The sequence below is a fragment of the Streptomyces sp. DSM 42067 genome (assembly GCF_055792885.1).
The window spans coordinates 5,095,933-5,114,594 of record NZ_CM147706.1 but is presented as its reverse complement, the minus strand read 5'-3'; the positions used below and the strand labels follow the sequence as shown (position 1 = coordinate 5,114,594).

Sequence of the window (18,662 nt, the reverse complement as noted above, 5' to 3'; positions counted from 1 at the left end):
ACCCGGTCACCCCTCACGAACCACGAGCCGAAGGAGCTGCTTCCCATGATTCTGCTGACCGGCGCATCGGGCGGACTCGGCACACTGATCGCCCAGGGCCTCGCGGGCCGCGACGACGTGACGCTCGGCAGCCGCGCCCCGGCGCCCGGCTCACCCGCCCGCCCCACCCGGCGCGTCGACTTCGACGACCCGTCCTCGCTGGTGGAGGGATTCGCCGGGGTCGACACGCTCCTGATGGTCTCGGCCGGATACGGCGAGGACGACGTCGTCATCGCCCGGCATGAGGCAGCGGTCTCGGCAGCCGAGCGGGCCGGTGTCGAGCACGTCGTCTACACCAGCGTCTCGGGCAGCGGGGACCACCTCGCCTACGCGCTCCCGCACCGCTGGACCGAGCGCCGCCTGCGCCGGTCCGGTCTGAACTGGACGATCCTGCGCAACGGCCTGTACGCCGAGCTCCTCACCGGACTCGCCGCCCCCGACGCCGACGGCGTGATCACCGCGCCGCTCGGCGAGGGGCGGCTGGCCGCTGTCGCCCGCGAGGACCTGGCCGATGCAGCGGTCCGCGTGCTCGCGGATCCGGCGAAGCATGCGGGACGCATCCACGAACTGGTCGGCGAGGAGCCGCTGGGCGGCGCGGAACTCGCCGCGGCCGTCTCGGGCACGTACAGGCCTGAGACGCTCGCGGACGCGCGGGCGCGGATCGCCGCGACCGGCGCCGAGCCCTTCCAGGTGCCGATGCTGGTGGGCACGTACTCGGCGATCGCGGCCGGGTTCATGGAGGAAACGGGGAGTGAGCTGAGGGAGCTGCTGGGGGGCGCGCCGCGGCGTGCGGTGGAGGTGTACGCGTCGGGGATCCGGCGGCAACGGGGGTAGGGGGACGCGGACGGTGGATCCAAGCGCATCGCGGGGATCAACGTCGGGAGCAGGCACATCCGCACTGCAAGCAGGCACACCCGGCCCCGCAAGCAGGCACGCCCGTCCCGTCGGCAGGCACACCCGGCACCCCCTCCGGCCGGCAGCCATTGTCAGTGCCTGCTGCAAGACTCGCGAACATGACCGAACGGTGGGCCCTGGCTGCGACCGAGGACGGCGGGGCAGAGCTCGCCGCCCTCGGGTCCGACGGGCTGCCCGCCGGACGCGTCCGCCGGGAGCCCGACCTCGCCGAGTCCGTGCGTTCGCGTCCGGGCGTCACCCGCTGGGTCTGGCGGTCGACCGCCGAGATCTATCCGCGTCTGCTCGCCGCGGGCGTCCGGGTGGACCGCTGCTACGACATCGAGGACGCCGAGACGCTGCTCCTCGGCCATGAAGGCCGGCTCGGGGAGCCCCGTTCCGCGGCGGCCGCCTGGGCAAGGCTGCGCGGCGGTCCCGTACCGCCGGATCCCCCGCAGCGGGCCGCGGAGCCCGGTGCGCAGTCGCCGCTGTTCGAGCCCCGGCCTGCGGACATACCGCTGGACGGGCTCATCGAGGTGTACGCCGACCAGCAGCGCCGTCATGCGGCGACCGCGCACCCGGACCGGATGCGGCTGCTGACGGCCGGCGAGTCCGCCGGGATGCTGGTCGCCGCGGAGATGAACGAGGCCGGGCTGCCGTGGCGGGCGGACGTGCACCGCGAGGTGCTGCACGAACTGCTCGGCGAGCGCTATGCGGGCGGCGGGGAGCCCAGGCGGCTGGCGGAGCTCGCCGACGAGGTGTCCGCTGCCTTCGGGCGCCGGGTCCGCCCCGACCTGCCCGCGGACGTGGTGAAGGCGTTCGCGCAGGCCGGGATCAAGGTGCGCTCGACCCGCCGCTGGGAGATCGAGTCACTCGACCACCCGGCCGTGAAGCCCCTGATCGAGTACAAGAAGCTGTACCGGATCTGGGTGGCCCACGGCTGGTCGTGGCTGCAGGACTGGGTGCGGGACGGCCGGTTCCGGCCCGGGTATCTGCCGGGCGGGACCGTCACCGGTCGCTGGGTGACCAACGGCGGCGGAGCGCTGCAGATCCCCAAGGTGATCCGGCGTGCGGTGGTCGCCGACCCCGGCTGGCGGCTGGTCGTCGCGGACGCCGACCAGATGGAGCCGCGCGTTCTGGCCGCGATCTCCCGGGACCCCGGCCTGATGGAGGTCGCGGGCCGCGCCACGGATCTCTACCAGGCCGTCTCGGACCGGGCGTTCTCCGGTGACCGGGCCATGGCCAAGATCGCGGTACTGGGCGCGATCTACGGTCAGACGTCCGGCGACGGCCTGAAGAACCTCGCTGCCCTGCGCCGCCGCTTCCCGAAGGCCGTCGCGTACGTCGACGATGCGGCCCGTGCGGGCGAGGAGGGCCGCCTCGTCCGCACCTGGCTGGGCCGCACCTGCCCCCCGGCGGCGGGCTCGGGCGACGCCGCGGAGGAGGCCGGCATCCCTCAGGACGACCCCACCGAGACCACCGCCGGAGGCACCGGATCGGCTGAGGACACCGAGTTCACCCCTGGATACGCGTCCACCAACACCCGCGCCCGCGGCCGCTTCGCCCGGAACTTCGTCGTCCAGGGCAGCGCCGCCGACTGGGCCCTGCTGATGCTCGCGGCCCTCCGCCGCAGCTGCGCCGACCTGGCGGCCGAGCTCGTCTTCTTCCAGCACGACGAGGTGATCGTGCACTGCCCGGCGGAGGAGGCCGAGGCCGTGACCGAGGCGATACGGGAGGCCTCGGAGCTGGCGGGCCGCATCACGTTCGGAGAGACACCGGTCCGCTTTCCGTTCACGACGGCGGTGGTGGAGTGCTATGCGGATGCGAAGTGAACTCCCCGGTCCGTGAGGACCGAGCGCCACAACTTCCGGCCGTCTGTTGCCCCTTCCGGCCTGCCGGTCGATGGTGGAGAGAGCGAGGCGGAAGCGGTGAGGGCCATGACGGGATCGGAAACCGCCGGGCGCGACGACAGAGCGGCATGGCACGAAGATCTCGTCGACGAGACCGCCACGGCCAGGGCCACGGTGGATCCGCAAGGCCGTGTGACCGGCTGGAGCGAAGGAGCCCGTCGGCTGCTCGGATACGAGTACTCCGAGGTCGTCGGCCGGTCCGCGGCCCTGCTGCTGGCGGACGATCCGCCCGCCGAGCTGCCCCGGTCCCTGGCGGGGTTGAGACGGTGGAGCGGTACGGCGACGCTGCGGCACCGGGACGGCCACCGCCTCGAAGTGGGCCTGTTGGCACACCGGCGCATACGGAACCAGAGCCAGGACCAACGCCAGGACCAACGCCAGAACCAACGCCAGAACCAACGCCAAGACCAGAGCCAGAACCAACGCCAAGACCAGAGCCAAGACCCGAATCAGAACCGGCAGCAGGACCGGAACCAGCCCCCGGAGCAGCACAGCCTGGACAGCGAGTGGCTCCTGGTCTCGCCGCTGACCTCTCCAACCGGCCCGTCACGGTCTCCGGGGGACGACGCCCTGGTGATGTGGGGGTTCGCCCAGTCCGCGTGCCTGATGGCCCTCTACGACACCGGACTGCGGCTGCGGCGGGTGAACGCGGACATGGAGCGGGCGATCGGCCTGTCCGAGGACGCCATGCGCGGCCTGCGCCTGCCGGAGATCCTGGCCGACCCCCAGGGGGACCTGACGGAAGAGCGCATGCGCCGGGCACTGGAGACGGGCGAGCGGCAGCATCTCCAGATCGCCGTACGCCTGCCCTTCCATGACCGCGCAAGTATCTGGACGACTTCACTGGCCCCTGTGCGGGACGCCGGCGGAGAGATCCAGGGGGTACTGCTCTCGGCACACGACACCACCGAACAGCACCTGGCCCGACAGCGGCTTGCCCTGCTCAACGACGCGAGCGTCCGCATCGGCAGCACGCTGGACCTGACGCGCACCGCGCAGGAGCTCGCCGACGTCGCCGTCCCCTCTCTCGCGGACTTCGTCACGGTCGACCTCCTCCCCGCCGTCGAAGGCAGCCAGAATCCGCTTACCGGTCCGCCGTCCAGTCCCGTCATGCTGCGCCGCGTCGCCTGTCAGTCGGTCCTGGAGGGATCCCCGGAGGCCGCGATCGAGCCCGGCGCCGTGACCACCTACCCGGACAGGTCGCCCCCGGCCGAGTGTCTGGCCGTGGGCCGGCCGCTGATCCGCGAGGTGACCCCCGACGCCATAGCCGAGTGGGAGAGCGGGCACCCGGACCGCGCCGAGCGGGTACGACGGTACGGCTTCCACTCGGTGCTGGCCGTCCCGATGGAGGCCCGCGGCATCACCCTCGGGGTGGCCACCTTCTCCCGCCACAGGCGCCCCGAGCCGTTCGAGACCGACGATCTGCCGCTCGCCGAAGAGATCACGGCCAGGGCGGCCATGTGCATCGACAACGCCCGCCGCTACACCACCGAGCGCAGTACGTCCCTCATCCTGCAGAGCAGCCTTCTGCCCCAGCGGCTGCCCCAGCAGGCCGCCGTCGATGTCGCATCGCGCTATCTGCCGGCCAGCGGACAGACCGGCGTCGGCGGCGACTGGTTCGACGTGATCCCGCTGTCCGGCGCCCGGGTCGCCCTCGTCGTCGGCGATGTCGTCGGCCACGGCATCCAGGCCTCGGCCACCATGGGCCGGCTGCGCACCGCCCTACGTACCCTGGCCGATGTCGATCTCCCGCCCGACGAGCTGCTGACGCATCTGGACGACCTCGTCAACCGCGTGTCAGCTGAGGGAGAGGACTCGGGCAGCGCCAGCGCGATCGGGGCGACGTGTCTGTACGCCGTCTACGACCCGGTCTCCCGCTGCTGCACCCTCGCCCGGGCGGCCCATCCCGTACCGGCGCTGGCGACGCCCGACGGCAGAGTGGAGTTCCTGGACGTCCCCGCAGGCCCGCCGCTCGGCCTGGGCGGCCTGCCCTTCGAATGCCTCGAACGGGAGATCCCCGAAGGGAGCCTTCTGGCGCTGTACACCGACGGCCTCATCGAGGTCCGCGGCCGCGACGTCGACGAGGGCATCGCCGCGCTGCAGGAGGTACTGGCCCATCCGGCCGCGTCCCTGGAGGGCACCTGCGACGCCGTGCTCCACACCCTGCTCCCGGGCCGCCCCGTCGACGATGTGGCGCTGCTGCTGGCCCGTACCCGCGCGCTGGGCGCGAACCAGGTGGCGACCTGGGACGTGCCGCCGGACCCCGCCGCGGTCGCCGAGACCCGTAGGCGCGCCTGCCGGCAGCTGGCCGACTGGGGTCTGGACGAGGCGGTGTTCGTCACCGAGCTGGTGGTCAGCGAACTGGTCACCAACGCCATCCGGTATGCCGCGCCACCCATCCGGCTACGGCTGATCCACGACCGCAGCCTGATCTGCGAGGTCTCGGACGCCAGCACGACCAGCCCCCATCTGCGCCGCGCCCGCACCTACGACGAGGGCGGCCGCGGCCTGCTCCTGGTCGCCCAGCTGACCCAGGCATGGGGCACCCGCCAGACGCACCACGGCAAGACGATCTGGGCGGAACAGGCGCTGCCGGTGGCCGTCTGACGGGTCCATTTCTTTGTTCGCGTTCCCTTTTACCTGCGTTCCGCGGTCAGATTCCGCAGCTGGACGCGGACCAGTACTGGCTCGACCGGTGGTCGACGTGGGTGTGGTCGCTGTGTCCGGGGTAGCCGGGGCCGAGGATGCCGCGGAAGCCGTGGTAGCGGGCGCGCTGCGCGAGGGTGCACAGGGAGTGCGGGCCGGCGCCGAGGTCGGCGGCGTCGCCGTAGAGGTGGCGGCTGTCGGATGCGCCGCCCACGGCGCTGTTGCAGGCGTACGAGCGGAAGCCGCTGGTGACGGTGATCGGCTGGTCGCCGAGGGCGTGCCGCAGGGCCTCCAGCTTCCACATGGTGCGCAGGGCGTTGGACTTGGCGGTGGCCGCGCTGACGGCGCCGCCCGACCAGTCGCTGTTGCAGTCGTTCAGCTCGCTGTACGAGAAGTGGATGGGCGTGCAGTCGTCGTCCTGGAGGGCGTAGAGCTTGTTGAAGGTCTGCTGGCCGGCGATGCCGTCGGCGGTCAGCCCGTACGCCTGCTGGAAGCGGGTCACGGCGGCCTTGGTGGCCGGGCCGAAGGCGCCGTCGGTCGCGAGCACGCCGCCGTATCCGGCGTAGCCGCCGAGGCGGATCTGCAACTGGGTGACGTCGGCGCCGGACGCGCCCTCGGAGAGGGTTCTGGACCAGGTGTAGCAGCCGTCAGCGTGCGCGGTGCCGGTGGTCGCCACGGTCCCGGCCAGCACGCCAGCCATGATCATGACAACAGAGAGGACGAGTCTTACGGTACGCCGGAGCACGGGGCCTCCATACCGAGACGGATGTCGGGAAGGGTGTCGAGACGAACGTCGAGACGGGTGACACGAAAGGTGCACGGAGCAGAGGGTGGCGGCGTTGTCGACGCGCGTCAACCCCGCACCTACGGCGCAAGGCTCACCCGACCCCCGCGTGAGTACGGCACGTCGTCCTGCCGGTGAGGGTGCCCGGCCTGGTGGCGATGGCCGGGCTCTCCTTCTTGCTACTCGCCGGCTTCCGCCTTGCTACTCGCCGGCTTCCGCGACCCGGCCGCCGGGACGCGCCAGCCCCCGGATCGACAGGCCGCTGTCGGCGGTGACCATGGTCCCCGTCATCGCGGCCGACTGCGACGGCGAGGCGAGCAGGGTGAAGATGCCGTTGTACGCGTCGACGCCCGGGACCTCCTGCAGCGGCAGCACCTCCCGCGTGCCGTCGAGGACCGAGTCGGCGGCCGTCTGGCCGAGGGAGGTCGTGCCGCGCAACCGGGTCGGTGCCACACCCGGCGCCACGCCGTTGACCCGCACATCTGGGGCGAGCTCGTACGCGAGCTGCCGGACGAGCCCCTGCACCGCGTGCTTGGAAGCCGTGTACAGCACACCGCCGCCCGCGGCGTTCGAGCTTGCGAACGAGCCGGTCAGGATGATGCTTCCGCGCGACTTCACGAGATCGTCGACCACGGCTCGGGCGCCGAGCATCGGGGCGAGGACGTTCACCCCGAACAGTTCCGAGAAGGCGTCGGTGAGCCGCTCGCCGGGGATCTCCTCCAGGGGCCGGGCCCCGTCCGTGATGCCCGCGTTGCCGACGAACACATCGATGCGGCCCCATGTCTCCCTGGCCGCGGCGGCCGCCCGGACGTTGCCCTCCCAGGACCGTACGTCCGTGACCACCGGGACGACGGCGTCCCCGAGTTCCTTGGCCAGCTGTTCGACGGTGTCGGCGACGTCCACGGCCACCACGCGGGCGCCCTCCGCCACATAGTGCGTGACGACGGCCCGTCCGATGCCTGATCCGGCGCCGGTGAACACCACGACCTGCCCGTCCAGTGCACCCATGACCGACCTCCTCTTTCTGTGTTTGCTTATGGAACCTCGTGTGGGGCGCCGCCCCGCTTCCGGGGGCGGCGCCCGTGGACGGGATCAGGCGCGACGGGCCTCGAAGAACGCTCCATGCAGGGCGTCGAAGACCCGGCCGTTGCGCGCGGCGCTGCCGAGCGTGACGACCTCCAGCCCGGGGGCGGCCTCGCGCAGCGCGCCGGCGAGCTCGCAGGCGCTGTCGTTGCCGATGGCGGCCAGGACGGTGGCGGCGGGTATGACCCTGCCGTCCGCGGCGCGGGCACCGTCCTCGCCGAGTCCGGTCACCTCGGTGTCGGTGAGGACCGCAACGCCCTTCTCGGCGAGGATCTTCGGCAGCACCCCCGCGTCGGTGAAGACCTCGCGGTTGGCGAGGATCGCCGGGCCCGCCTCCGCCAGCGTGACGTCGTGTCCGGCGTCGGCCAGCCACAACGCGGTATCGGCTCCGGTCATCCCGCCGCCGACGACCACGACCGGCGATACGACGTCCTTGGGATCCGCGACGTCCCGGGCCAGGCGCACCCCGGGCAGAGTGCGGGGCACCGCCCCCGTGGCCACGTACACCAGGTCGAAGCCGCCCTCCGCGAGAGCAGAGGCCTCGGCGCGCTCGGCGATGATCTCGACCGGGCGGGAACGCACCTGGTGGACGAGGTGGTCGCGGAGTGCCGCCAGGTCCTGCTTGTACGGCGAGCGGGTCGCGGGCACCAGGGCGCCGCCGAGCTCCCCGGGCTCGTAGAGCGTCACGTCGTGGCCGCGGTCGGCGAGCACTGCGGCGGCGCGCAGCCCGGCGGGGCCGCCCCCGGCCACGGCGACGCGGCGGCGGACGGCCGCGGGTTCGACGGGGTAGCGGTACTCCTCCCCCATCGACGGGTTCACCGTGCATCCGGTGCTGCGGCCCGCGTTGAGCGCCCGGTCGAGACAGCCGTCGTTGCAGCGGATGCACGGGACGATGTCCAGCAGCCGCCCTTCCTGGGCCTTGCGGGTCCAGTCCGGGTCGGCGAGCATCGCCCGGCCGAGAGAGACGAAGTCGGCGCCGTTCTCCAGCACTTCGGCCGCGACCTCGGGGGTGACGAGGGAACCGGAGCCGATGACCGGGATCGTCACCTCGGGCTTGATCTTCTCCCAGCCCCAGCGGTGCAGGGCGCGTGGCATGTACCAGGGGCTGACCTCGTACTCCATCAGCGCGTGGTGGCCTCCGGAGGCGTGGATGACGTCCACGCCCGCCGCTTCGAGGAGTTGGGCCAGCCGGACGGTCTCCTCGATCGGAATCCCGTCCTCCTCGTAGTCGGTGACCGAGAGACGGACGCTGAACGGGAAGTCGCGCGGGACGCGTTCCCGGATGGCGGCGACGACCTCCAGGGTCAGCCGGGCGCGGTTCTCGAAGGAGCCGCCGTAGCGGTCGGTGCGCTTGTTGGTGTGCGGAGACAGGAAGTTGGTGAGCAGGTAGCCGTGGCCCGCGTGCACCTCGACCAGGTCGAACCGGGCCAGCCAGGCGCGCTCGGCGGCGTCCGCGAAGGCGGCGACGACTCCCTGGATCTCCTCCTCGGTCAGAACCTGGGGCCGCTCGCCGTACTGGGACTCGACGTAGTCCCAGGAGACGTCCGACGCGGTCTTGATCGGCTGGGTGCCGAGGAACTTCTGCCGACCGCAGTGCTCGAGCTGGATGCCGATCTTCGCGCCCGCGGCGTGGACCTCGTCGACGAGCCAGCCGAGGCCGGGAATGTGCTCGCGACGGGAGATCCCGAGCTGGGCGTGGATGGACTTGCTGGCGTTGTCGTCGACGTAGCTGTACTCGACGATGATCAGGCCGGGGCCGCCCTCGGCGAGCCGCTTGTAGTGGTTGACCAGCCGCTGGGTGACCGTTCCGTCCTGGTTGGCCAAGGCGGTGGTCTGGGGCGACTTGATGACGCGGTTCTTCAGTTCGAGCGAGCCGATGCGGCCGGGGCGGAACAGGGTGTGCAGTGCCATGGCATCCATCTCCTGGTTCGGTTCCTCAGCGGTGCCGGACGGCTCCGACCGGTTCGGCCGGAAGGGTCCGGACAGCTCGTGCGGGTGGTACGAAGGCGGCGCCCCCGCGCCGGAGTCCCACTCAGCGCTGGTGCATGCAGAAGTGCATGCACCAGCAGCGCCAAAAAGGTCAGCCGCGGTCGGCCAGCAGCCAGCCCGCGCGCGGCACGACGGGCTCCAGTCCGAGTTCCCGCAGTGTCTTCCAGACCGTGGCCACCGAGGCGGTCACCACCGGGATGTCGAAGGCGTTCTGGATCTGCTCCACGACCGGCAGCGAGGGCATCTGCACGCACGCGCTGAGCACCAGGGCGTCCACGCCCGAGGTGTCGACCTTGGCGGCGATGTCGACGAGCTGCGCCGGGTCCAGCCGGCCGACCTCCAGGTTGTCCGGGACCTCCAGGCTGATCGAGTCGTGGACCTCCACGCCCTCGGCCTCGATGTAGTTGCAGACGGTCTGGGTGAGCGGCTTCATGTACGGCGCGATCACCGAGATCTTCTTCGCGCCGAGGTGCTCGAGGCCCTCCACCAGCGCGCCGGCGGACGAGACGACGGGGGTGCCCTCCGCGATCTCGGCCAGGCGCCGCTGGCTCTCGCGGTGGTAGCCGGTGGCCCGCGCCATGATCGCGACGAGGCAGGCGTAGGCCATGACGTCGACCTCGGCGTCCGCGAGTTCGCGGGCGCAGCGCAGGGACTGGTCGTCCATGTCCCGCAGCTGCTCCGGGGTCACCTGCCGCATGCGCATGCGCGACGAGTGGAAGGTGAACCGCTCGGGGCGTATCTCCTCGCGGGCCCGGAGCATCGCGGGGATCTCCGTCTCCATCGTGGTGTTCGAGCTCGGCACGATGAGGCCGACCCGGGTCGCGGTCATGAGCTGTCTCCTTCGGTGCGCGGCAGGCGCAGGTTGGACGTGTGCAGTTCGAGGTCGGCGCGTGCGCCGAGGCGCCGCCAGCGCAGCGACGCGGGGCGGTCCACCCGGTTGTCGGCGGTCGTGCCCAGCTCGATGCCGAGCCCCCGGGTCGCGACGAGCAGCGCGTCGAACCGGTGGTCCGGATCGCTGTCAAGGACCAGGCCGAGCGCGGCGTCGATGAGGTGGAACTCCAGGATCTGGCGGGCGAGTTCGGTGTCGCGTGCCCGGACCGCCTCCAGGAAGCGGCGGTCGACGCTGGTGAAGTGCTCGGGGGCGTGCGGGTGCGACAGATAGAGGCGCTGGTGGCGGTAGATCTTCAGGGTCAGCGACTCGGTGAGCTCGGCCAGTGCCTTCGGGTAGCGGCGCAACGCGTTCTGGTGGAAGCGGTGGTGTGCCTCCTGGAAGTCGCGGATGCGGTGGCGGGCCGCCTCCATCGCCTCCAGGTCCTCGGTCATCCGTGCCAGGTCGTCCTCGGTGAGCTGGTCGATGATGCCCGAGATCGTCGGCGGCTCCACCAGCAGCCGCAGCACATAGTGCTGTTCGACGTCGGCAGGGCTGGTCGGGGCGACCTCCATGCCGCGGTTGGCCTCGGCCACCACCAGGCCGTCGGCCTCCAGACGGTGCAGTGCCTCGCGCAGCGGCGTACGGGAGGTCTCCAGCTCGGCGGCGAGCGCGCCCTGCGACATACGGAAGCCGGGCATGTACCGGCCCTCTATGATCCGCTCCCGCAGTGTCCGGTAGATCTCCTCGACCGTCGTCCCCGGCCGGGTTCCCGCTGCCATCAGACGCCGCCCTCCCCCGCCACGGGTTCCTCGGCTCCGAACGAGATGGCGAACAGCTCGCTGAAGCGCTCGGGTTCCTGGGCAGCGATGATCTCCAGCTGCATGGCGTCGAGCAGGATGCGGTAGCCCCGCTTGGGCACGAAGAGCTCCAGCCTCTCGCCCTGTCGCGTCCACACCTTGCGCACGCGCACCCCGGTGAACTCGTTGCCGATGCCGAAGCTCTCACCGGCCCGAACGATGCCCTCACCCAGTGGCGGTTCGGTGGTCATGTTCCCTCCCTCGCGTCTGCGTCAATGATCTCAGGAGGGACCCCGTAGACGCCGGTCTTCACACCGCTCAGCACGGGCAACGTCTGGCGGCGCGCCGCCACCTGGGACAGGTCCAGGTCGACGACGTGCCAGGCCGCGGCATGGTCCCCGAGGTCGGCGAGCACCTCGCCCCAAGGGCCGACCGCGAGGGCGTGCCCATAGGTGGGGAAGGCGTCGTCCGCGTCGTCGCCCTGCCCCCGGATCGTCGCCGAGGCCACCACGTATGCGGCGTTCTCGATGGCGCGGGCGCGCAGCAGCACCTCCCAGTGGGCCTCGCCGGTCCGCTGTGTGAACGCCGCCGGGACCAGCAGGACTTCGGCGCCTGCCAGGGCGAGCGCCCGGTAGAGCTCCGGGAAGCGCACGTCGTAGCAGATCGTCAGGCCCACCGTGGTGCCGCCGATGCGCAGCAGCGCCGGGCGGTCGCCCGCGGTCTCGACGCCGGACGCCTCGAACGACTGGCCGTCGACGCGGGCGTCGAACAGGTGGATCTTGTCGTAACCGCCGGCGATCGCGCCCTGGGCGTCGATCACCAGGGCGGTGTTGCGGATGCCGTCCGGGCCGCGCCGCTTGAAGCCACCGAGGACGACCGCCGCGCCCGCCTCCTTGGCGGCCTGCCGCAGGCTGGTGATCTCCGGCGAGTCCACCGTCAGGGCGGCCTCGCGCATCTCGGTGTTGGTGCCGAGCATCAGGCCGTTCTCGGGCAGCAGCACCAGATCCGCTCCGGCGGCGGCGCACTCGCGCACCATCCGGGCGCCCGTTGCCGTGTTGGCGGCCAGGTCACGGGTGGCGTGCCACTGGGTGAGGCCGACCCGCAGTGTCCGGTCAGTCACGGCCGCCCGCCTCCGACGGCTCGCGCTCCGGCAGGAGCATGTCGACGACCGTCCAGCCGCCGCCGGACGCCTCCATGGGCTCGTACGCGAGCACCTCGCCGCGTACGCCGGGGCCGGTGAGACCGAGCATGATCAGCCAGTTGGGGAACTCGTACTGGCCGTGGTCGAGCAGTGCGTACGGCTCGAGGTTCGCCAGGTCGCATCCCCGTCCGGCCTGCAGCATCTCCAGGATGTAGGTGTCGAACTCGACGTCCACACCACCGAACTTGCCAGGGTCGAGCCAGTGCGACAGACCGCCGGTGGCCAGCATCGCCACCTTCAGGTCGCGCCCGTCGACCACGCAGCGGAGCACCTCGCCGAAGGCGCGGGCGCCGAACGGCGAGAACGAGCGGGCGGGCTGCGTGATGATCGGGATCACCGGCAGGTCCGGGCGGGGCAGCAGCTGCCGCAGCGGGACGATCAACCCGTGGTCGAGGTCGATCTGCTCGGACTCCTCGACCTCCATGCCCTCGGCGCGGATCGCGTTGGCCATGGCGCGGGCGTACTCGGGCGCGCCGGTCAGCGTGAGGTCCAGGTCGGGGCGCTTGAAGAACTCCATCGACCCGACGTGCTCCTTGCCGGTGCCGATGACGAAGGCGCCGGTCCGGAACGACTGGAAGTGGCAGTCAGCCGTCACGATCAGCACGTCGGGGTCGGCGGCCGCGATCCGCTCGGCCAGCCGCTGGTAGCCCTCGGTCAGGCGGGCCACCGCGTCTGCGGGGTCCACCTCGGGCCGGGCCAGCAGGTCCGGTACGTGCGAGCAGCCACCGGCGAACACCAGGTTCTGCGGTACGTCCGGGTCGGGCAGCGGCGTCGACGTCTCGACGTGGAAGCGGCCGGAGCTCGTCGAGTCGCTGAGGTCGTCGGCGAACCAGCGGCTGACCAGGATGGTGATGCCGTCCACCACCCCGGCCGAGCGCAGCCGGTCGCGGTCGCCTCCGGCGATCACGGCGGCCCATTCGGCGTCCAGGCCGAGCTCGGCGGCGCCCACGCCGGCCGGGTCGGCGCGGAACCGGTCGAGCAGCCCGGTGTCCTTGCCGAGCGCTAGGATCGCGCGCTCGAGTGTGCGGGTGTCCATCTACGCTCCCTCGCCGGTCAGCTTGCCGTCCCGGACGACCGCCGTGCCGTCGATCTCGACGGTGCAGCCGCGCATCGGGATGTCGAGGTGCGCGGGGGTCTCGCGGTCCGCGAAGCGGTTCGGGCCGGTCGACCACATGAAGTTGCCCGCGGTGGAGCGCAGTTCCTGCCCGTACAGGGAGCGCGGCTCGTACACCTCGAAGGCCGACCAGCGGGCGATCGGGTGCACGCCCCAGCCCATGTGGGAGACCGCGAACACCTCCGGGTCCTCCCAGGCGTCGAAGTAGTCCTGCAGAACGAACGCGTCGTTGCCCTTGCCCTCGACGCCGGTGATGAAGCCCTTCTCGACGGTGAGGGTGACGGTGTCACGCACGGCGCGCTGCCACGGGATCAGCACGTCGCCCGGCTGCAGCACGATGGTGCCCTCGGCGGTGCGGTCGTGCGGGAAGCAGGCGACGAAGCCGCTCGGCCAGTGGTCCCAGCGGCCGGGCTCGTCGACGTAACCCCACTGGTGGGTGATCGGGAGGTCCTCGCCCGAGATGTCGGCGGTCAGGTCGGTGCCCGCGGCGCTGGTGACGCGCAGCGTGCTGCCCGCCTTGAGCAGGCGGCCACCGGCCTCGACGGTCTTGCGGAGGTCCTCGTCGCCCATCAGGCGCTCGAGCACGTCGGCGGGCTCGGCGACGAACAGCATCCGCTTGCCGTTGCCGGTGATCCGGGTGCGCACGTCGGAGTGGATGAGGCCGCCGACGGTCACGTCGATCACCAGGTCGCACTCCGCGGCGGCGGCCAGCAGCGCGGCGACCTCGCGGCCGTCGGCCTCGTACGGCGGCAGCATCGGGTTGGACAGGCTGGAGGCGGTGAGCACCAGGGCGCCCGCGCCGATGTCCCGGGCGGCGGCCACCGCGGCTTCGGCGTACGCGGTCTTCTGGCCGAGTTCCTGGATGACGGCGACCGTCTCGTTCGGGGCGAGCTTGCACAGCCGGTACTGGTCGACGAACAGTTCACGCAGGGTCTTGGGCATGACTTCCTACCAATCTTCTCGGTGGTCAGAGGGTGGAGCGGATGGCGCCGCCGTCGACGGCGAGCGTCTCGCCCGTGACGAACGCGGCGGCCGGGGAGACCAGATAGGCGGCGGCCCGCGCGATCTCCTCCGGTTCGGCCCAGCGGCCCAGCGGAATGGCGGAGACGACCTTGCGGATCTCCTCTTCGCGGGTCGTGCCGTTGGCCGCCGACTTGGCCGCGACGATGTTCTCCATCCGGTCGGTGCCGGTGGCGCCGGGCATGAGCTGGTTGACGCGCACGCCGTGCTCCGCGAGTTCCAGCGACATCTGCTTCGCCAGGGCCGAGAGCAGCGAGCGCATGGACGCCGACAGGGCGCCACCGACTGCGGGCTGCTTCACCCAGGTCGAGGTGATGAAGAGGATCGAGCCGCCGCCGTTCGCCGCCATCGCCCGAGCCCCGGCCGTGGCCAACTGCACGGCGGGCCGCACGAGCTGGTCGTATGCGGTGTCCCAGTCGGCGCGCTGCGTCTCGAGCACCGGCATGATCCTGGGGCCTGGCGTGTTGACGACCAGGATGTCCAGGGCGCCGTGCGCGGCGATCACCTCGGGGATCAGCCTCTCGACGGCCTCCGGGTCCATCAGGTCTGTGGAATACGGGGTCTGGCCTTCCGCCTCGACCGGCGTACGGGCACTGACGGCCACGACCGCGTCCTCGGCGACGAGTTGCCGCGCGATCGCCTGGCCGATGCCCTTGCTTGCGGCGGTGACCAACGCCACCTTGCCCTTGAGTCCGAGATCCATGACGCCCCCGCTCAGTCGTGGAGGGTGATGGCGCGCTCGGGGCAGCCCTCGGCGGCACGGCAGGCGGCATCCTTGTCGGTCACCGTGCCGTCGCCGATGACACCGGCGTAGCCCCACTCGTCGAGCTGGAAGACGGTGGGCGCCTCGTCCGCACAGGTGCCGTATCCGTTGCATTTGGTGGAGTCGACGGTTGCCTTCATGGTGTTCTCCTTCGGAGGTCGCTGGTGCCGGGGTCGCTCGTACCGGCGCAGCCGTGCCTGTGTCTCAGTTGCCGCTGTCGTCCGCGTTGGCGGCGTCGCCGGCGTCGATGTGCTCCGGGAACTCCGTCAGCACGGTGCGCGCCCAGGTCGCGGCGCCGTCGAGGAAGGCGCAGGCGCCCCGGCCGGGCAGGGTCTGCCCCCAGCGGGCGAGGTTGTTCCGGTCCGTAGCCGTGGCCGTGCCCGCGCCGAGCGAGGCGAAGGCGTCCCGGATGGACGCGGTGCCCTTGACGCAGACCCCGCACTGCTGCGCGGATTCCACCGCGTACCAGGCCGAGACCTCGGCCGCGACGGCGAGCGGGTCGCGGTCGGCGTCCAGCGCGGTGATCGCCCCGCAGCCCAGTCCCGATCCGGCCGCCCGGACGTCCTCATACGTGCAGACGGTCTCCGCGTGCGCCGGGCCGAGCAGCCCGCCGAACCAGCCGCCCATCAGGAACCCGGCCGGAGGCGAGGTGAACCCGCCTGCGATCTCGAAGAGTTCGGCGACGGTCAGCCCGTAGGGGACCTCGTACACACCGGGCCGGGCACAGGCGCCGCTGAGCGTCACCAGGGTGGTGCCGGGCGAATCGGCGGTGCCGTGAGTGCGGTAGGCCGCGGCACCGTTCCGGGCGATCCAGGCGGCGTGGGCCAGCGTCTCGACGTTCGATACGAGCGTCGGCAGGCCGTCCACTCCCTTCTCCCCGACCCGGGGCGGCCGGGCCGTCGGCAGCGCCGGACCTCCGCTGATCGACCGGCAGACCGCCGTCTCGTCGCCCGCCACATACGTCGGCTCCACGACGTGCACGTCCAGGCGCACCCCGGCCGCCGGGGTCACCAGGGCCGCCGCGTCGAGCTCGGCGATGGCGGCGCGCACGGCGGTCTCGGTCTCCGGGTGGGAGAGGTAGACGACCGCGCGGTCGGCGCCGACGGTGCGGGCGGCGAGCAGCAGCCCGTCCAGCACCAGATGCGGCCGGTGCGTCAGCAGCCAGCGGTCCTTGCATGAACTCGGCTCGCCCTCCTCGCCGTTGGCCACGACCACCCGGGGCCCGCCCGCCTCCGCGACCCCGCGCCACTTGATGTGCGCGGGGAATCCGGCGCCGCCGCGGCCGCGCAGTCCGGCGGCCTCCAGTTCGGCGATCACGTCGGAGCGGGTCGGCGGTCCGTACGTGCCGCGTTCGCGTTCGGCGGCGAGGTCGAGCGGGCGGTCGACGGCCAGGCGGGGTTCGATGCCGGGGGCGTGCCCGGCTGTCGCTGCAAGGGCGGCGCTCGTGTCGGGTGCGAGGCTCGTGTCGAGTGCGGTGCTCGTGGTCAGCGTCATCGGGCCATCACCGCACCCGGCAACTCGTCCAGCACCTCGTCCAGGGACACCACATCCGCGTACTTGGCGTCGATGTCGAACAGGTTGGCCTCATGCGGCCCTTCGGCCCGGTCCCCCACACACTCGCGAGGGACGCGCACCGGATAGTTCTCCGCACACGCGTCGATCACGGTGGCCCGGATGCAGCCGGAGGTGGTGGCGCCACAGACGATCAGGCTGTCCACCCCCGCGGCTGCCAGCCGTTGGGCGAGATCCGTGCCGTGGAACGCCGAGGCCGCCTTCTTGACGATCACCGGCTCGGTGTCCCGGGGCGCCAGCCGCTTGTCGACCTCAACCCACCGCGAACCCGCGGTGAGCGCGCGCAGCGCGGGCATCTTGCGCAACCAGATGAGTTCGTCCAGGTCACGGGGCTCGTACGAGATCGTGGTGAAGAAGACCGGCAGCCCGGCAGCGCGGGCCTGCTCCAGCAGCTCAGCCGTGCATTCGACGACCGCGTCCAGGTCGGAGCCGGGAGGGCACGCGGGGTCGGTGAAGCCGTTGATGAGATCCACGACCACCACACCCGGCCTCCGGCCGAGTGTGCCGCCCGCACCGGCTGACAGCCGCTCACCGACTCCCCGCCCGCGGTACTGCTCCCGCACCGCCTCCATCCAGTCACCCGTCGACTCACTCATCGAAGCTCGACTTCGGCCAGCTACCGGGCTCGGCTCGCATCATGTCGGCGTAGTGGCGGTACAGGTTGCGCTGCACGCCCTCCTCGTAGCGGGTCCAGAAGGCGATGCCCGGGCCCGGCCAGTCCTCCACCTGCTTGGCGATACCGACACCCGGCATGCCCATCTGGTAGTTGAGCTTGAAGTCCAGGAGGTCGGCGGCGACGGAGCGGCCGGTGCGGCTGACGGTGATCCACGGCTCGGTGTCGTCCATCTCGAACGCGCCGCCCATGGAGAACGTGCCGAGTCCGGCCTTGTAGGCCCGGTCCTTCTGCTCGGGCGTCATGTTCTTGTAGACGCAGAACCAGTTCCAGATCTCGACCTGGCCGACTCCGTGCGGCTGCCACATGCGGATGGTGACGACGCCGGTCGGCGCGTGGTTGGCGCCGTCCTCGGTCATCGGCAGCGCCAGCATCGAGAAGTTGGGGAAGACGTTGGCGACCATCACGCGGGAACGCCGCGCGATATCGAGCTGATGGTCGCTGATGCGGCTGGTGTCGAAGGTCTCGGCGAGCTCCTCGGGGAACCCGAAGAACTTCGGACCCGGCTCGTCCTCGGTCGGCGCCATCGAGAACGACAGCGAGTGCCCCGGGGACGCCTGGATGTGATAGCCCATCATGTTCTCGCGGAACGGCACCGGGAAGGCGCCGATCTCCCACACCGACCGGTGCAGCGTGCCCAGGTGGTAGTCATCGCCGGCGAAGTTCTCGCTGCCCGACTTCCAGTTGGCGTCGATGACGAACCGCTGCGGCGGCCCGACGACCTCCATGCCATGCTCGTTGAGACCGAACAGCAGGTCCAAGTACCAGGCCATGCCGCCCAGATACTCCTCGAGCGGCGGAGCCGACGGGTCCAGCGTCGCGAAGATCAGCCCGTGATACGACTGCACCCGCGCGGCCTTCGACAGCCCGTTGCCCTCCTTCGACATCCCGCCGAACGCGTTACGCCACAGCGGCGCCCCCACCAAGTCGCCCTTCGCGTTGTACGTCCAGCCGTGGTACGGACACCGGAAGTGCGAGGTGTTGCCCGAATCCGCGCGACACACCTGCACACCGCGGTGCCGGCACGCGTCGAACAGGACGTTGATCCCGCCCTCCTCATCGCGGATCACGATGAAGTTGTCCTCGCCGATCTTGCGCAGGACGTAGTCGCCCTTCGCCTCGATCTCCGACTCGTGGGCCAGGAACACCCAGCATCGGCCGAAGATCGACCGCAGCTCGCGGTCGTAGATCTCCTGGTTGCCGAACAGCCCCGCGGGAAGCTCGCCCTCGGCCAGCCCCGTGTCGAGTTCGTCGAGAAGCGCGTCGGCTCTCGTGCTCTTCGCCTGCGTCATCGCCGCGTTCCTCTCAG

At 71.5% G+C, this 18,662-nt stretch carries 17 protein-coding genes; 3 read left to right on the top strand and 14 right to left on the bottom strand.

Annotated elements, in window-relative coordinates; genetic code table 11:
* Positions 1-45 precede the first annotated feature (45 nt).
* The 3 genes from ACSMXV_RS23455 (at position 46) to ACSMXV_RS23445 (ending at position 5,447) form a co-directional block, all read left to right on the top strand.
* A complete protein-coding gene (locus ACSMXV_RS23455) occupies positions 46-873 on the top strand; it encodes an NAD(P)H-binding protein (RefSeq protein ID WP_473173276.1) in 828 nt (275 codons plus the stop codon).
* 179 nt (positions 874-1,052) lie between these two features.
* Positions 1,053-2,762, top strand: a complete 1,710-nt coding sequence (locus tag ACSMXV_RS23450) for a bifunctional 3'-5' exonuclease/DNA polymerase (protein ID WP_473173275.1) — start codon at positions 1,053-1,055, stop codon at positions 2,760-2,762.
* Between the two features lie 105 nt (positions 2,763-2,867).
* Positions 2,868-5,447, top strand: coding sequence for a SpoIIE family protein phosphatase (locus ACSMXV_RS23445; protein WP_473173274.1), 2,580 nt, complete (start codon positions 2,868-2,870; stop codon positions 5,445-5,447).
* A 46-nt stretch (positions 5,448-5,493) separates the two neighbouring features.
* On the opposite strand, the gene ACSMXV_RS23440 is transcribed toward ACSMXV_RS23445, so the two are convergent.
* From ACSMXV_RS23440 to ACSMXV_RS23375, 14 genes are all read right to left on the bottom strand, one after another.
* Positions 5,494-6,231 (bottom strand): D-Ala-D-Ala carboxypeptidase family metallohydrolase, encoded by a 738-nt coding sequence (locus ACSMXV_RS23440; protein ID WP_473173273.1) that lies wholly within the window; start codon positions 6,229-6,231, stop codon positions 5,494-5,496.
* A 240-nt stretch (positions 6,232-6,471) separates the two neighbouring features.
* Positions 6,472-7,278 (bottom strand): SDR family NAD(P)-dependent oxidoreductase, encoded by an 807-nt coding sequence (locus tag ACSMXV_RS23435; RefSeq protein WP_473173272.1) that lies wholly within the window; start codon positions 7,276-7,278, stop codon positions 6,472-6,474.
* An 84-nt stretch (positions 7,279-7,362) separates the two neighbouring features.
* Complete coding sequence (locus tag ACSMXV_RS23430) at positions 7,363-9,264, bottom strand: oxidoreductase (protein ID WP_473173271.1); 1,902 nt, start codon at positions 9,262-9,264, stop codon at positions 7,363-7,365.
* A gap of 169 nt (positions 9,265-9,433) precedes the next feature.
* Complete coding sequence (locus ACSMXV_RS23425) at positions 9,434-10,171, bottom strand: maleate cis-trans isomerase family protein (RefSeq protein ID WP_473173270.1); 738 nt, start codon at positions 10,169-10,171, stop codon at positions 9,434-9,436.
* The gene (locus ACSMXV_RS23420; protein WP_473173269.1) at positions 10,168-10,992 is read right to left on the bottom strand and encodes a GntR family transcriptional regulator; all 825 of its coding nucleotides are present in this window, start codon (positions 10,990-10,992) and stop codon (positions 10,168-10,170) included. The genes ACSMXV_RS23425 and ACSMXV_RS23420 overlap by 4 nt, the downstream gene beginning before the upstream one ends.
* Positions 10,992-11,261: a hypothetical protein gene (locus ACSMXV_RS23415; protein ID WP_473173268.1), complete on the bottom strand. Its 270-nt coding sequence runs from the start codon at positions 11,259-11,261 to the stop codon at positions 10,992-10,994. Before ACSMXV_RS23415 ends, ACSMXV_RS23420 begins: the two co-directional genes overlap by 1 nt.
* A complete protein-coding gene (locus tag ACSMXV_RS23410; protein ID WP_473173267.1) occupies positions 11,258-12,130 on the bottom strand; it encodes a nitrilase-related carbon-nitrogen hydrolase in 873 nt (290 codons plus the stop codon). The genes ACSMXV_RS23415 and ACSMXV_RS23410 overlap by 4 nt, the downstream gene beginning before the upstream one ends.
* Positions 12,123-13,247: a DODA-type extradiol aromatic ring-opening family dioxygenase gene (locus tag ACSMXV_RS23405; protein WP_473173266.1), complete on the bottom strand. Its 1,125-nt coding sequence runs from the start codon at positions 13,245-13,247 to the stop codon at positions 12,123-12,125. The genes ACSMXV_RS23410 and ACSMXV_RS23405 overlap by 8 nt, the downstream gene beginning before the upstream one ends.
* Entirely contained in the window at positions 13,248-14,267 is a 1,020-nt protein-coding gene (locus tag ACSMXV_RS23400) for a 2,5-dihydroxypyridine 5,6-dioxygenase NicX family protein (protein ID WP_473173265.1), read from the bottom strand. It lies immediately after the preceding gene.
* A 25-nt stretch (positions 14,268-14,292) separates the two neighbouring features.
* Positions 14,293-15,048 carry an SDR family oxidoreductase gene (locus ACSMXV_RS23395; RefSeq protein WP_473173264.1) on the bottom strand — a complete coding sequence of 252 codons (756 nt, stop codon included), beginning with the start codon at positions 15,046-15,048 and terminating at the stop codon, positions 14,293-14,295.
* A gap of 11 nt (positions 15,049-15,059) precedes the next feature.
* Positions 15,060-15,248 carry a ferredoxin gene (locus ACSMXV_RS23390; RefSeq protein WP_181655998.1) on the bottom strand — a complete coding sequence of 63 codons (189 nt, stop codon included), beginning with the start codon at positions 15,246-15,248 and terminating at the stop codon, positions 15,060-15,062.
* Between the two features lie 64 nt (positions 15,249-15,312).
* Positions 15,313-16,602: an NADH-ubiquinone oxidoreductase-F iron-sulfur binding region domain-containing protein gene (locus ACSMXV_RS23385; RefSeq protein ID WP_473173263.1), complete on the bottom strand. Its 1,290-nt coding sequence runs from the start codon at positions 16,600-16,602 to the stop codon at positions 15,313-15,315.
* Positions 16,599-17,276 carry an isochorismatase family protein gene (locus tag ACSMXV_RS23380; RefSeq protein WP_473173262.1) on the bottom strand — a complete coding sequence of 226 codons (678 nt, stop codon included), beginning with the start codon at positions 17,274-17,276 and terminating at the stop codon, positions 16,599-16,601. The genes ACSMXV_RS23385 and ACSMXV_RS23380 overlap by 4 nt, the downstream gene beginning before the upstream one ends.
* Entirely contained in the window at positions 17,269-18,645 is a 1,377-nt protein-coding gene (locus ACSMXV_RS23375) for an aromatic ring-hydroxylating oxygenase subunit alpha (protein WP_473173261.1), read from the bottom strand. Before ACSMXV_RS23375 ends, ACSMXV_RS23380 begins: the two co-directional genes overlap by 8 nt.
* Between the last annotated feature and the right edge of the window lie 17 nt (positions 18,646-18,662).

Bases quoted from the DNA above. Each gene is read 5' to 3' on its own strand.
- ACSMXV_RS23380 (WP_473173262.1), bottom strand. From the start codon at position 17,276: ATGAGTGAGTCGACGGGTGACTGGATGGAGGCGGTGCGGGAGCAGTAC.
- ACSMXV_RS23415 (WP_473173268.1), bottom strand. From the start codon at position 11,261: ATGACCACCGAACCGCCACTGGGTGAGGGCATCGTTCGGGCCGGTGAG.
- ACSMXV_RS23390 (WP_181655998.1), bottom strand. From the start codon at position 15,248: ATGAAGGCAACCGTCGACTCCACCAAATGCAACGGATACGGCACCTGT.
- ACSMXV_RS23395 (WP_473173264.1), bottom strand. From the start codon at position 15,048: ATGGATCTCGGACTCAAGGGCAAGGTGGCGTTGGTCACCGCCGCAAGC.
- ACSMXV_RS23420 (WP_473173269.1), bottom strand. From the start codon at position 10,992: ATGGCAGCGGGAACCCGGCCGGGGACGACGGTCGAGGAGATCTACCGG.
- ACSMXV_RS23445 (WP_473173274.1), top strand. From the start codon at position 2,868: ATGACGGGATCGGAAACCGCCGGGCGCGACGACAGAGCGGCATGGCAC.
- ACSMXV_RS23430 (WP_473173271.1), bottom strand. From the start codon at position 9,264: ATGGCACTGCACACCCTGTTCCGCCCCGGCCGCATCGGCTCGCTCGAA.
- ACSMXV_RS23435 (WP_473173272.1), bottom strand. From the start codon at position 7,278: ATGGGTGCACTGGACGGGCAGGTCGTGGTGTTCACCGGCGCCGGATCA.
- ACSMXV_RS23455 (WP_473173276.1), top strand. From the start codon at position 46: ATGATTCTGCTGACCGGCGCATCGGGCGGACTCGGCACACTGATCGCC.
- ACSMXV_RS23385 (WP_473173263.1), bottom strand. From the start codon at position 16,602: ATGACGCTGACCACGAGCACCGCACTCGACACGAGCCTCGCACCCGAC.
- ACSMXV_RS23400 (WP_473173265.1), bottom strand. From the start codon at position 14,267: ATGCCCAAGACCCTGCGTGAACTGTTCGTCGACCAGTACCGGCTGTGC.
- ACSMXV_RS23405 (WP_473173266.1), bottom strand. From the start codon at position 13,247: ATGGACACCCGCACACTCGAGCGCGCGATCCTAGCGCTCGGCAAGGAC.
- ACSMXV_RS23425 (WP_473173270.1), bottom strand. From the start codon at position 10,171: ATGACCGCGACCCGGGTCGGCCTCATCGTGCCGAGCTCGAACACCACG.
- ACSMXV_RS23375 (WP_473173261.1), bottom strand. From the start codon at position 18,645: ATGACGCAGGCGAAGAGCACGAGAGCCGACGCGCTTCTCGACGAACTC.
- ACSMXV_RS23450 (WP_473173275.1), top strand. From the start codon at position 1,053: ATGACCGAACGGTGGGCCCTGGCTGCGACCGAGGACGGCGGGGCAGAG.